We start from the raw sequence: 13,795 nt of genomic DNA on the forward strand, positions 1-13,795 counted from the left end.
GCCTATACTCATCATACATGAGCATAGGCCAAATCTATTTTTCTTCACTTTACAATTTACTTTACTGAGTTTCTTTATTTGATTACTTTACCAATTACATTAGTGTTATTATTATCAACTCTTCAAAGGTTCTTATTCAAAAGGATTCTTATTCAAAAAGATTAATTTCCTTTATATCTTTAAAAGCAATGGCTACGCCCTCAATAGATAGACTATGTGTAGGTTTACCTATCGCCTCGATAGTCCCTACTAATTCCGTATAGCAATGACCTGTATAATAAAGCACTCGTACAAAATCCCCTTCCACCAAGGATTGTATAGTACGGTTTAATTCCTCTATTTGATCCTCCGATAGCTCTACACGATTCTCTTTAGGCCGTGCCACAGCTGCCAGTAATACTTCAAATCCCTTTAATGCCGCAAAGGGCATAAATTGTTTCGCCCGTTGCAAACGAGACATACGATGTTTCATTAATTTATTCCCCATTATGGCCACCTACCAAGGTATTTCTAAAGCGCATTGTCCCTTCATCTTGCAAGCTAGAGGCACGTAAAATAGCGTTTTTACCAAACTGCTCCTTGATAGATAGCATTGCCTCTTGTACTTGCCGTTCCTTTTCCTCTGTATCTGTCGCAAGGGCGCTAAATAAATCCTCCTCTTGAGGGATTGCGGAACGATTTACTAAATCCTCAAAGCTTATTCCAATACGACGGATGAGCTCATTTTTATGGCAATGCTGCTCATATAATTTAATTACTGCCGTCGTTAATGCTTGCAATGAATCAGTGTACTGTTTAAGCTTTTTAGAACCTCCAGTAGAGCGCACCATATCATCTGCATAGCCAATATGAACATGAATATGGTTCGTAACCCCTTTAATTTGTAAAAGCTCTAGTACCAAGGACTCCACCATTTCCCGCATAGGCACGTAGGCCTCTTCATAGGTATAATTACGCAACAAAATCTGGCTATGCGAGATAGAATGCTTAATAGGACGATACGCATGGATATCTGCAATCGTACACGGCTCACGGCCCCAAGCATGATCGATAATGAGCTCTGCATTAACACCAAATTCCTTGTACAACTTGGCCTCTGGAACCATGGTGATGCCATGCAAATCATAAGCTCCATATTTATGTAAGCGGTTGGCTATTCCCTTACCAATCTGCCAAATGTCGGTCAAGGGCTGATGATACCAAATTTTCTCTTTAAAGAGGCTTTCATCAAGATATCCTATAAAATCAGGCGCATATTTTGCCAGGATATCGAGAGCAACCTTGGCGAGGAATAAGTTTGTTCCAATCCCAACGGTGGCATAAATCTTGGTCGCCTCTAACACCGCATCAAGTAGCATCTGCGCTAGCTCTCGAGGCGTTTTCTTGTAGAGCGGTAAGTAAGGCGTAATATCGATAAAATACTCGTCGATAGAGTATACATGTACATCCTCAGGTGCCACATACTTGAGCAAAATCCCGTAAATCTCAGCAGACGCCTGCATATACCGCTTCATATGAGGCTTCACCGTCAAATACTCAATGTGCGGAGGAATCTCAAAAAGACGACTACGATTCTTAACACCTAGCTTTTTTAAGGCTGGTGAAATGGCCAATGTAATAGCCCCTTTGCCACGAGACCCATCGGCCACCACCAAAGGCGTTGTAAACGGATCCAGCCCCAAATCGGCGCACTCCACAGACGCGTAAAAACTCTTCAAATCAATGCACATATACATTCGATCCGTATCAACTGAACCCATACAAACACCTCCTCAAACCGCTAAATAACTAGCCTCTACAAGAAATATAAAAAGAAGAATTTCTATGATTAGTATAACAAAAATACAGAGTATTTTCAAACATATGTTTGTTATTATAGTGGCAAATTTTGGACATAAAAAGGAAAAAGTACCTACTATTAGACATCAAATCTAATAGTAGATACTCTTAAGTACATGTATAACCTAACCCAAAACTTCTATTCCCAGTTCTTTCAACAATACACTGAAAACTATCTGGTGCCAATATATTGATGGGACTTATTTGGGCTAACGTAATACAAAAAGAGCACCACCTATCGAGGGGCGACTTACGCGTCGTTTGGAGCCACGAGGTAGGTGGTGCTTTTTTGTAACTAAGTTGTCGAAATAAAGTCGGGCCCCATCAATATACGGCACCCCACGATAGTTTTCATTATTGTTCCGGCCCCATGTCTCGGAATTCCACGTCTCTAAATTGTGTTAATTCCCCAACGAATTGGAGTTCCACAGTACCGACGGAACCATTACGGTGTTTACGGATGAGGACTTCTGCATTGTCCCCTTTTTCAGAGTTTTCATCGTAATATTTATCGCGGTACAAGAAGATAACGATATCCGCATCTTGTTCGAGGGAACCAGATTCACGAAGGTCAGACAGTACAGGCCGTTTATCTGGTCTGCTTTCAACACCACGAGACAACTGAGACAAGGCAATGAGAGGCACGTTAAACTCACGAGCAATCAATTTGAGGTTACGAGAGATTTCAGATACCTCTTGTTGACGGTTCTCGCTGCCCTTGCCGGAGTTGCGGCCTTGCATCAACTGAATATAGTCGACGATAACGAGATCGAGACCATGTTCCACCTTAAGACGGCGCAATTTAGAGCGCATATCTTGCACAGTAAGGCCCGGCGTATCATCGATAAAGAGCTTGGATTTACTCATGCGATCCGCTGCAGCGATAACCTTTTCCCAGTCAGCAGGGTCCATGTTCGCACGGCGCAGTTTTTCAGAGCTCACACCTGCCACGGAGGACAGAATACGAGCAACGAGCTGTTCCTTGCCCATTTCTAAGGAGAAGAAGGCTACCGTCTTGTCGTACATCATCGTTACGTTTTGGGCGATGTTCAAGGTGAAAGCCGTTTTACCCATTGCAGGACGGGCTGCTACGAGGATGAGGTCAGATTTTTGTAGACCATTAAATACATGGTCTACATCTTTAAAGCCTGTTGGAACGCCTGTAATGGCACCATCATGCTGTTGCAATGCGTTCAATCTATCTAAGTTAGATAATACGATCTCACTAATTGGAGCAAAGGATGATTCAGATTGAGTTTGACCACTTACGTCTAGTACCATTTGCTCTGCCTTGTTGAGGATAGTCGTTGGTTCATCTTCACCAGCGTACGTCATGCCTACGATTTTATTCCCTGCATCGATAAGGCGGCGCAACTGAGCTTTCTCGCTGATAATCTTTGCATGTTCCTCCACATTGTAGGACACCGATTCATTAGCAAGAGATGTAATATAAGCAAGACCACCTACCGCATCAAGTCGCTTGCGACGATCTAGCTCTTCACCAACAGTGATAAAGTCTGCCGTCTTATTGGCGTGCACGATTTCTAAAATAGCATCATAAATAATACGATGCGCATCGCGGTAAAAGTCTTCTGATTTTAGAATGCTCGTCACTGTATCAACAACAGCGCCCGAGTTCGATCCATTGGTTAATAAGGCCCCCAAAACGGCCTTTTCCGCATCTAGATTATGCGGTGGAATGCGTACATCCATGATAATCCCCTTCACACAACCACTATGGATAAAAGAATTCACCATACTCAAAGAGCATGGTGAATACTATTATTCAGCTACTACATTAACCTTGATAGTACTTGTAATCTCAGGATGAACACGAACTAAAACGTCATGTACGCCTAATGTTTTCAATGGTTCTTTGATTTCGATTTTCTTTTTATCGATATCTACTTTGTACTGAGCTTTAGCTGCATCGGAAATGTCTTTTGCAGTAACAGAACCGAATACGCGACCTTCTTCGCCCATGCGAACTTTTACAGTTACTTCAACCTTAGTCAATTGAGCTGCCAAGATTTTAGCTTCATCGTTCGCTACTACTTTGTGGTGAGCAATGGAGTCTTGTTTTTGTTTTGCGTTATTTACGTTAGTCGTTGTACCTTCAAGGCCAAGACCTTTTTTAATCAATACATTACGACCATATGCGTCGCTAACTTCAACGATTTCGCCTTTTTTACCAACTTTTTTAACGTCTTCTAACAATACTACTTTCATTGTTGTTCCTCCTCTTGTTCAGCGGAATGAAGGGCTTCTAGAGCACGCTCCAAGATAGCCTGCTTCGCTTCCTCTACGGTCATACCTTGTAATTGAGCACCAGCCACAGTTCTGTGACCACCGCCACCCAAGGCTTCCATTACAACTTGTACGTTTACCTTGCCTTTGGATCGAGCACTAACGCCGATACCGCCGTCATTCAAGGAATACAATACAAAGGCTACTTCAATATCTTCATTACTGATGAGCATATCCGCACTTTGTGCAGCTAATGCCATCATATCTTTCAAGCCTTCAGGTGCTACGGAAATAGCAATCCCTTCGGTGCGATTGGCTTCAAATACTATTTTAGCACGCAATTGAACAGAATCGAAGGTTTCAATAAATAATTGTTTCACCTTTTCGATATCCGCCCCTGCACGGCGCAAGAATGCAGCCGCTTCAAAGGTACGCGCACCAGTTTGTTGAACAAAGTTCTTCGTATCTAGAACGATACCTGCATAGATGCCTGTAGCTTCCGCTTTTGAAAGCTTCACAGGAACACCTGCATATTGTACGAGCTCTGTAACGAGCTCAGATGTGGACGATGCAGTAGGTTCCAAATACGTAAGTAATGGATTTTCTACAAAGTCCGCTGCGCGACGGTGATGATCGATAACGATGCGTCGTTCAGAAATTTCAAGCGCCTCTGGGGCTGCTACCATTTCTTGACGATGCGTATCACACACGATAGTGAGCGTATTCGCATCTACCCATACCTTTGCACCTTCTAGGGTGATAAAATGCTCTTGCCAGAACTCAGATTCATTGAGAACGGCCACCATTTTATCGATAGCACTCGATTCTTTTGAAAGTACAACACGTACGTCTTTACCAAGTGCTCGAGCAATAGAGGTGACACCGATGATGCCACCTAATGCATCATAGTCTTCCCGTTGATGACCCATAACAAGAATCTTATCAGAGTCGATCATGAGCTCATGCAAGGCTTGAGATACGACACGAGCACGAACACGTGTATTCTTCTCAACACCTGCTGTATTACCACCGAAGAAGCGGGTACTTTCACCATCCATAATACACACTTGGTCACCACCGCGACCTAATGCGATATCTAAGGCGGCGCGAGCACGACTAGACACATCTTTTACAGAGCCTACGTTCTCACTAATACCGATAGAAATCGTAGCTGGCACCTGACGTGGAGAAGGCAATTTACGGATTTTCTCAAGAATTTTAAAACCCTTTTCCTCCATCGCGCGAAGAGCGCCACGAGAGATGGCAAAGGTATACATATCATCTTGGAAGTTACGAACGAAACCTTCATGGCCGTCGATTTCATCTACGATGATATTGTTAATATCGGACCAAACGCTAGTATACTCGCGGTCACTAAGACCTTTTGTCAACTCTTCGAGATTATCGATTTGAATCATGCCCCATACAGGCTGATCCTCTTCAGCCTTGATACGCGCTTTTTCTACTTCTGTAATGTTTTTGAAGTATAGCGCCATTACAGCATGTTCAGCTAGCTCATCTTCACTATGAAGATCTGGCCGTGTATCACGAGGATCAATAAATTTGTAAATGATTTGGAAGTGCTTGTCTTCGTACTGCTCCGTCATATATCCGGATTTACCCCAGATTTTATCAAGGCGGAAGCCTGGTAAAAGAGCAGACATTTTTTGAAGTTTATTCCAGTCTACTTTAATCCAGTCTGCAAAGACACTGTTATTCCATACTAAAGTGCCTTGTTTATTAACAAGAGCAATGCCCATTGGCAAGTTTTGTAAAGCAAAGTTAGATGCTTGTGTGACGTTTTTCATCATCGCCCCAAGCTGCTCCCTTGCCAAGCGACGGCGGTTATGAATGGTATTGTAATTAATCAAATACGCCGCTACCACGATAATTAGTGCTAAAATTGCCACAGCCCAGTTTAAATAGGCCAACAATAATAACAATACTACGATAACGGTGATAATGGTAATTTCTAAACCTTGCCATTTCCGTTGAAAGGATTTCATAACGGCCTCCTTTCTATTACAAGCTACGTTTTTGGAAACGTGCTCGCATATCTAAAAACATATCAAAAATACCATAAAAAACAAGACCATAAGGACTCATTGTATATAAGAAGAAAAGAATTAAAAATTGAAAGAATCCATTTACTCCGTAAGTTTTCATAACAGCCATTAAACAGGTAATACCATTAATTAAGCAAATGAAAGAACCTGCAAAAGCAATATTCATTCCGATGTCTTTAAGTAAACTATTATCATATCCAATATAGGATAATCCATAAATAATAATAATCCCTATAGCTAAAACACCAGCACCCCAAATTGGCATACGCCATGTATCCATTGGCGGTAATTCTCTATGAACTGTATTAGTCCGACGACCAATATAAGATACTAATTTAGCCATGATATACGTTATGACAGAGCACGCACAGAACCACAATGACAACATCATACGTTCTGCCTGAGCAAATGAATAATTGAGTTGCTGAATCATCGTATCAATCTGTTCTTGCGGTATCGATTGTTGTCTTATAGACTCAATCATAGCGTCTTTTAACTCATTATTTACATTTTGTCCTAAGGTAATAAAATCTACAGATGCAAAACTATTAGCAAACACTAATTGTAAGAGGCCCATACTAAGCAATACAGCGGCAGGCACTAATATTAACTTTCTAAAAGACCAGTTTGCTCTAAAAGCTTCACCCAAAAATATACTCGGCAATGAATATACTAAGACTGTAGACATAGCAATTAATGGACCAAGAAAGAGTGCTACTAACATGAAGGCTACTATTGAGGAAGTACAGCTATATCTACTACCCCAACGGATACCAATGATAGAAATACCTGCTGGAGCTACCATAGTTGCTAGAAAAGCTGAAAACGGCATGACTGCCCCAATTATAGTCAACATAGCGACAATGGTTGATACAAATCCTGTTTCTACCATCGCTCTTGTATTTGTTTGTTTCATAAATCTCCATTCTACATATAAGAAGATAGATTAATTGGTATCTTTTAATTATAACAGTTTAAAAGGGTAACTTCAAACAGTCCCATCACACTAAACTTTCCCAATAAATACTTTAATTATTATGTTAAAATAATAAAAACAAATCATTCGAACAAGTATATGATAAGTCCTTCACATTAGATATAAAATAGAAAATAGGAGTCTCTCCAACAGAGGCTCCTATTTTCTATATTTGAATATGTAACTCCCTAAGCATTTCAAATACATTTATATATTGCACATTTAAAAAGTTACAAATATCAGGAATTTTGACTTTTTTAGATCCAGATGCCAATATCTCATGTGTTACAACTACACAATTATTTACATATGCATATGCAATAATCCAAGGATCTGCCTTAGATAAAAAACGAATTTTCTCTGAATCTTTATATTGAATATTCTGAGTCACATGCTCAGAAATCTTAGCAAATGCTTGTTGAACTTCCGTTGCATCTACTGAGTAAGTATGAATAGTATAGTTATCTTCAAACCATGACGATAGTTCATCATGGCCTGCCATAATTTCAGATTCAATCGGTTTAATAGTTAGAATATTTTCTGGACTATTCTCTATCAGTTTCTTCCAAAACGATGGAGCTATATCAAATCCATAATAGCGATTCTTCGCATCGATAAAAGTATTACTATCAAGTACATACATAGCTTTCTTCTCCTAAAAGCCATATTTATTTACATATTTAGAAAAAGTGTTTCCCCGTAACCCCAATAACTCATAAGCCTCTCTATAAGCCAATGCTCCTGCTCTAGCCGCTTGAACAACGGCACGACTAAAAGACTCTCCCAAACGTATATGGGCGGTCGCGTAAAAATTACCCCCACTTTGAGATGTACGTTCAGGTATATTCTGCAAATATTGCTCAAACTTTTTTACTAAAAGTTCATATTGTCGTTGATTTATATAACCATGTGTTAATGCAACTCGATATATAACATACTGACTAACCTTAAAATATTTTGCGATTTGTTCATACGCTTGTGGAGATTCACTCCATCTAGAATGAAATAAAGACTCTGGAACAAGGAACTCTGCAGCAAATCGATTGCAATAAGGTTCAGAGTTACCGTCGCTAACCCCCTCTTCACCTAATAAAACATGACAAAACTCATGAATTATCGTAAATAATTTCCCATTACTCGAATCTCTGCCATTTATAAAAATAATAGGTGCATAAGAATCAAGTAATGTAAATCCTCTAAACTCACTAACTAACAACTTACGGTTGTTATTAGAGCCAACAACACCATTAACAAAAACAGTAATTCCAATAGCTTCAAGACGACTCCGTATATATGTGAAAGGATCAGCCTCTCGAATTTGCCAACCCTTTTTGATACCTAATAAAGAATAAGCTTTTTCAACTAATTGCTTAACATTCATATCTTGAGAAAACGCCCCTATATAAGGTATTTGATCCATAGCTAAATTAAGCTTGCGATACTCACTCAACCAATCCTGTCGAATTTGCATATCATAAATTGTATCTCTCAATTCAGAACTATAAGGAGTACTATCTTCAACCCCATTTACTCTTCTAAAATCAGCAATTTCTTTTTCAGCTATATTAGGCGGAGCTTGTAAATACATGTATCCCAAAGGTACATTGGAAAATACAGCTAAGTCTGTTATTTGATTAAATGTTGGACTTAAAGACCCTACAACCCATTCATCATATTTAGGATAGCGCGTATAAAATGCCTCATATCCCTTTCCACTATATTTAGGTAACCAATTTAAAATCTCGCTACTTACCGGAAAACGATTCGCCATACTTTCACCCCCTTATTATAAACTCACCTACTATATTATCCACAACACATTAGTATAAATTAGTTAATCTACCTATACCACTTTTATAAAACGTTTATGTTACTTTTATGTTACTTTTATATTACAACTATCTAGCACAAAAAAACAAGCAACTGTTATAGAAATCTATAATAGTTGCTTGTAAAAATATATGTGATTATACGTCTTGAATAATCGGCAAGATCATAGGACGGCGGCGAGTTTTATCGTAGAAGAATTTACCCAACGCGTCACGTACGTTTTGCTTAATCGTAGTCCAATCTTTAATACGTTGAGCTTCGCAATCATCAAGAACTTGTTCTACCCTACGTTCTGCAGCAAGCATGAGCTCTTCTGCATCGCGTACGTATACGAAGCCACGAGATACGAGGTCTGGACCAGCTACGATTGTACCAGAAGCTTTATCCATCGCCATTACAACGATAACCATACCTTCTTGTGCCAATTGTTGACGGTCACGAATAACGATGTTACCTACGTCGCCAACGCCAAGTCCATCAACGAAGATAGCGCCAGCTTGTACACGGCCACCTTTACGGCCACCATCTTTATCAAATTCAAAGATTTGACCATTGTCGCCGATAAGGACTTTCTTAGGATCTACGCCCATAGCAACACCAAGTTCACCATGACGGCGCAACATGCGGTACTCACCATGAACTGGAATGAAGTATTCTGGACGAACAAGGTTGAGCATAGTTTTAAGCTCTTCTTGGCTCGCATGACCAGATACGTGGATGCCACGGTCCTTACCATAGACTACATTACAACCTAAACGAAGCAAGTTATCGATAGTTCTACCTACAGCACCTTCGTTACCTGGAATTGGTGTAGCAGAGATAATAACTGTGTCATTCGGTGCCAACTCTACAGTGCGGTGGTTGCTTGTAGCCATACGGGACAAGCCTGCCATCGGTTCACCTTGAGAACCAGTTGTTAAAATCATGATTTGATCATCTGTGTAGTTGTGCATTACATCTACGTCGATGATTGTATTTGGCGGAATGTTCAAGTAACCGCGTTCTTGCGCGATTTCTGTAACATTTACCATGCTGCGGCCCATAACGACAACCTTACGGTTGAACATAACGGCCGCATCAATAGCTTGTTGGATACGAGATACGTTAGATGCGAAGGTAGCCAATACAACGCGGCCTTTCGCTTCTCCAACAGCTTGTTTAATAGCAGGGCCTACAGAGCTTTCAGAGCCTGTAGTACCTGGTTTTTCAACGTTTGTAGAGTCGGACATCAAGGCCAACACGCCTTTATTACCAAGCTCAGCAAATTTGTGCATATCCATCAAACGGCCATCAACTGGGGTTTGATCGATTTTAAAGTCACCTGTATGAAGTACAGTACCGATTGGTGTATCGAAGTACACAGCACAGGAGTCAGGGATGGAGTGGTTTGTTTGGATAAAACCAACCTTCACTTGACCAATTTGAACTTCATCGCCTGCAGCAATAGTACAAAGACATTTTGGAGATACCTTATGTTCTTTAAACTTGCCTTCAATCAAACCACAAACGAGATTTGTTGCATATACTGGGCAGTTAATTTCTTTCATAAGGTATGCCAAGGAACCAATATGGTCCTCGTGACCATGGGTAATTACGACAGCTTTCACGCGATCCTTATTCTCGATGATATAGCTCATATCAGGAATAACGATATCTACGCCAAGCATATCTTCGCTAGGGAACGCAAGACCAGAGTCGAGAACGATGATTTCATCCTCATATTGGAAGATGGTCATGTTTTTACCGATTTCACCAAGACCGCCAAGAGGGATGATTTGGAATTTACCCTTATTAGCGCCATTTGGTGTACGACCTACTAGTTCCACAGGTGCCTCTTGATTGTTGCGATTTGTGGAACGATTATTTGGACGGTTGTTGTTACGGTTTTGACCATTGCGACCATTATTAGTTCTCGTATTGCGTGTATTTTCACTACGTTCACCACGTGGTGCACGAGTTTGACGAGGTTTACGTTCTGTACGTTCTTGACCCTCACCTTGTTCAGCATTACGACGTGTACTGGTACGGCGTGTCGTATTTGTACGACCACCATTTGTATTTGTACGAGTATTTGTACGGCGTTGACGTGTTGTGCCTTCGCCTTCACCTACTGCATGTTGACGAGTACGACCCTCGCCAGTAGGGCGGCGTGTATTAGTGCGGCGACGAGTCTGTTTTTGTTCGCCTTCAGCCGCAGCTGCACGAGTAGCATTTCTTGCTACTGTCGGTTCTGCTTTCACTTGCGCAGTAACCTGATTATCTGTTGTATTCACAGTTCCTCCTAAAATTTTGTTCATTATTTTATTTAACATAGTTTCTTTTCTCACCTATCACTTGAATTGATCTATGCTACGGAGGCCACACAAAGAAAAAGGCGCTAAAATACTAGCGTCTCGTCAAATAGGCGCAAAGATGCGCTATCAATTTTTGCCGTTCCTAGTGTTGTTGTGACCATTTGCCATAGCAAATGAGTATATTGCCCTCATTAGATATGTCAGCCGCGACGGGTACGTTCTCTTCGTCCCTATCCAATGGGTCTAGCAATATAATCCGATCGATTTTAATGAAAGCCTCGCTTTCATACGTTACTCCTATTGTAACATAAAAATAGCGCTAACAAAAGAGGGAACCCTTATGTTAACGCTATTACACGAACTTTACACGACTGTTAAGTGCTTCAAAAGCGCACAAAATCAAGTCAATTCTATAGATTATATAATTTTAATTATCTATTTTAATCCTTATAGCTAACTATTTTATTCTTAAATCGATCTAGGTACTTTATGCTTATATGATACAGCTATTTTATTTGTATTAGATCTAATTATTTATCATTAGGATCATCTTTGTAAAAGCCTTCAATATGCCATGCCCCATTTTCTTCAATGACGGAAATATAGCGTTTCGTATGTGTCGCTTCTACGGCACCTTCACTAGGTTTTGTCATTTGCAAGTTCGCCTCGAAGGTAATGCGCTTCAAATTACCTACGCGGCTCACTTGAGAAACGCCTAAAGAGACAACGTCAACCTTAGGGGCCTTCTTCATAGACTCAATCCACTTTTGTTTCTCTGTTGGGTTAGCCTTAGCTTGATCAATAACATAGGTGAAAGCCTTGTCGTAATCTTTGTTATTAACGGCATTAAAATATTCTTTTACCGATGCTTCCGCAGCTTCTTCACTACCTTCACCTACTACAGCATTCGCGAACCACCCCATGGATATGGTCTTATCAGAAGGCGCCATATAACGCATGGAAAGACCAGAAACGCAAAGAGCACTTACGATTACAGCGATAAGAACTTTCGTTGTTAAAGAGCTGCTAGTAGGAGACACTTTCATAATAGACGCTAAGCGCTTGTCGATTACGATATGTTGTAAGGCGCTGCCATATTGATTATCCTGGGGTTGCCCCTTTTTACTCAATAAACCTAATGCGATCAAAGGGCCTACAAAAGGAACGAAGAATAGCAATAATGTGTCACTACCTTTTCCTGTATCATGGAGACGACGGACACAGAGTGCAACCATAGGCACAAAAGAAACGAGTCCTAAAATCGAGATAATCATCCATGCTAAACCAAGTAAATAAGGGCCTGTTTTAAATATAGCAGTCAACGCGCAGAACACTGCTAATATACAGATTATCACTACATTCCACAAGAATATAAATTGGAAAAACTCCCTACGGGAAGCACGTCCATCGGTATCCATGAACTTTTTCCCCATTACATAAAGGAACGTATCCTTATAACTCATTTGGTAATGGGCGAAAGGATAGATTACATCGCCTTCCGGTGCGATACGCTCCACCTCTGTTGCCACTGTATACTGCCCACAAGTAGGGCAAAACATAGCCTCCTCATCACAATACTGACGGCAAGTATCACAATAACGTTTCATAAACTTCTCTCCGAAACTCTCAATCTTTTATTATTTTAACTATCTCAATTGCTTATTATTTTAATAATCTCAATCACCTATTATTTTAAGTATGTATCTACAGCCTCTGCAAACCCTTGTCGATATAGATTAGCTCCTCCGTTTGCAGGATGGCGTAAACCGATGGCAGACAGGCCAAATTTGCCCATCGTATCAGCAGATTTTTGTCCTACGGCGAGCATAAGAGGTTCTACACCACCTAGCTCAAGATGTAAATCTAATAAGCGTTTTGTATATTCCCAGCCTAATTGTTGTTCTTTATCCGTAGGCGTGCGGTTCGTCAATGGGTTGCCATCCTTATGTGGGTGGAAAGGGAATATATTCCACAGCAACGTGTCATAGGGATCGATGCCCTTTTCAACAATAGCACTCCACACCACAGTATCCGTAGGCTCATTAAAGCCGTCTTTTTGCTGTGTATCTTTCAACAGAGCACTACTAGGAGAACTAGTTCGTTCTAAACGAATAGGCGTGACATCCTTCGCACGAATGGTTTTGTGCTTATCTAGTAGCATTCTTTCACAAGTAATAGCAATACCTGTAAAGCGTCCCCCTTGATAGCCTACAGCCTCAGCCACCACAAAAACCTTAGCTCGACCTAAGCGCGGCAATAGATAAGCGACTAAATTATCTCGGCGCACTTGAGCCGCATCAAAACCATCTGTAACGATTTCTAAATCGGGGTTTACCTCACCCCAAGGATTATGGATAAGACTACCTTGATACTGTGCGAGCCAATCTACAAAACCGCGTACCTTCGCTACACGCTCCGCATCAAAGGACTCTATATATTCATCAAAAGACAAGCTCTTCTCTAACTCAAATAAAGACATACAGCCTCCAATTTAAATTTCATACGTTATTACCGATATATATCTACTATACATGATAATTACA

The 13,795-nt window shown here is 40.6% G+C and carries 11 protein-coding genes; all 11 read right to left on the bottom strand.

Annotated elements, in window-relative coordinates; genetic code table 11:
• Positions 1-148 precede the first annotated feature (148 nt).
• Positions 149-472 (bottom strand): YolD-like family protein, encoded by a 324-nt coding sequence (locus VRHSUH09_RS06710; RefSeq protein ID WP_174683244.1) that lies wholly within the window; start codon positions 470-472, stop codon positions 149-151.
• A 4-nt stretch (positions 473-476) separates the two neighbouring features.
• Complete coding sequence (locus VRHSUH09_RS06715; protein ID WP_105081735.1) at positions 477-1,760, bottom strand: Y-family DNA polymerase; 1,284 nt, start codon at positions 1,758-1,760, stop codon at positions 477-479.
• Positions 1,761-2,193: 433 nt separating this feature from the next.
• On the bottom strand, positions 2,194-3,552 hold the full coding sequence (gene dnaB, locus VRHSUH09_RS06720) for a replicative DNA helicase (protein ID WP_105081736.1): 1,359 nt from the start codon (positions 3,550-3,552) through the stop codon (positions 2,194-2,196).
• 69 nt (positions 3,553-3,621) lie between these two features.
• A complete protein-coding gene (gene rplI, locus VRHSUH09_RS06725) occupies positions 3,622-4,068 on the bottom strand; it encodes a 50S ribosomal protein L9 (protein ID WP_009352526.1) in 447 nt (148 codons plus the stop codon).
• Complete coding sequence (locus tag VRHSUH09_RS06730; protein WP_105081737.1) at positions 4,065-6,092, bottom strand: DHH family phosphoesterase; 2,028 nt, start codon at positions 6,090-6,092, stop codon at positions 4,065-4,067. The genes rplI and VRHSUH09_RS06730 overlap by 4 nt, the downstream gene beginning before the upstream one ends.
• A gap of 16 nt (positions 6,093-6,108) precedes the next feature.
• Entirely contained in the window at positions 6,109-7,068 is a 960-nt protein-coding gene (locus tag VRHSUH09_RS06735; RefSeq protein WP_105081738.1) for a DUF2232 domain-containing protein, read from the bottom strand.
• Between the two features lie 226 nt (positions 7,069-7,294).
• On the bottom strand, positions 7,295-7,771 hold the full coding sequence (locus VRHSUH09_RS06740; protein WP_054747148.1) for a DUF4411 family protein: 477 nt from the start codon (positions 7,769-7,771) through the stop codon (positions 7,295-7,297).
• A 12-nt stretch (positions 7,772-7,783) separates the two neighbouring features.
• Positions 7,784-8,899 carry an ImmA/IrrE family metallo-endopeptidase gene (locus VRHSUH09_RS06745; RefSeq protein WP_105081739.1) on the bottom strand — a complete coding sequence of 372 codons (1,116 nt, stop codon included), beginning with the start codon at positions 8,897-8,899 and terminating at the stop codon, positions 7,784-7,786.
• A 196-nt stretch (positions 8,900-9,095) separates the two neighbouring features.
• Entirely contained in the window at positions 9,096-11,231 is a 2,136-nt protein-coding gene (locus tag VRHSUH09_RS06750; RefSeq protein ID WP_245876003.1) for a ribonuclease J, read from the bottom strand.
• Between the two features lie 551 nt (positions 11,232-11,782).
• Entirely contained in the window at positions 11,783-12,859 is a 1,077-nt protein-coding gene (locus VRHSUH09_RS06755; RefSeq protein ID WP_105081741.1) for a DUF805 domain-containing protein, read from the bottom strand.
• Between the two features lie 80 nt (positions 12,860-12,939).
• Positions 12,940-13,731 (bottom strand): uracil-DNA glycosylase, encoded by a 792-nt coding sequence (locus VRHSUH09_RS06760; protein ID WP_105081742.1) that lies wholly within the window; start codon positions 13,729-13,731, stop codon positions 12,940-12,942.
• Positions 13,732-13,795: the final 64 nt, after the last annotated feature.

The sequence above is a fragment of the Veillonella rogosae JCM 15642 genome (genome assembly GCF_002959775.1).
GTDB classification, from domain to species: Bacteria; Bacillota; Negativicutes; order Veillonellales; family Veillonellaceae; genus Veillonella; species Veillonella rogosae.

Coding starts and splice junctions, on each gene's coding strand:
- VRHSUH09_RS06710 (WP_174683244.1), bottom strand. CDS start 472: ATGAAACATCGTATGTCTCGTTTGCAACGGGCGAAACAATTTATGCCC.
- VRHSUH09_RS06715 (WP_105081735.1), bottom strand. CDS start 1,760: ATGGGTTCAGTTGATACGGATCGAATGTATATGTGCATTGATTTGAAG.
- dnaB (WP_105081736.1), bottom strand. CDS start 3,552: ATGGATGTACGCATTCCACCGCATAATCTAGATGCGGAAAAGGCCGTT.
- rplI (WP_009352526.1), bottom strand. CDS start 4,068: ATGAAAGTAGTATTGTTAGAAGACGTTAAAAAAGTTGGTAAAAAAGGC.
- VRHSUH09_RS06730 (WP_105081737.1), bottom strand. CDS start 6,092: ATGAAATCCTTTCAACGGAAATGGCAAGGTTTAGAAATTACCATTATC.
- VRHSUH09_RS06735 (WP_105081738.1), bottom strand. CDS start 7,068: ATGAAACAAACAAATACAAGAGCGATGGTAGAAACAGGATTTGTATCA.
- VRHSUH09_RS06740 (WP_054747148.1), bottom strand. CDS start 7,771: ATGTATGTACTTGATAGTAATACTTTTATCGATGCGAAGAATCGCTAT.
- VRHSUH09_RS06745 (WP_105081739.1), bottom strand. CDS start 8,899: ATGGCGAATCGTTTTCCGGTAAGTAGCGAGATTTTAAATTGGTTACCT.
- VRHSUH09_RS06755 (WP_105081741.1), bottom strand. CDS start 12,859: ATGAAACGTTATTGTGATACTTGCCGTCAGTATTGTGATGAGGAGGCT.
- VRHSUH09_RS06760 (WP_105081742.1), bottom strand. CDS start 13,731: ATGTCTTTATTTGAGTTAGAGAAGAGCTTGTCTTTTGATGAATATATA.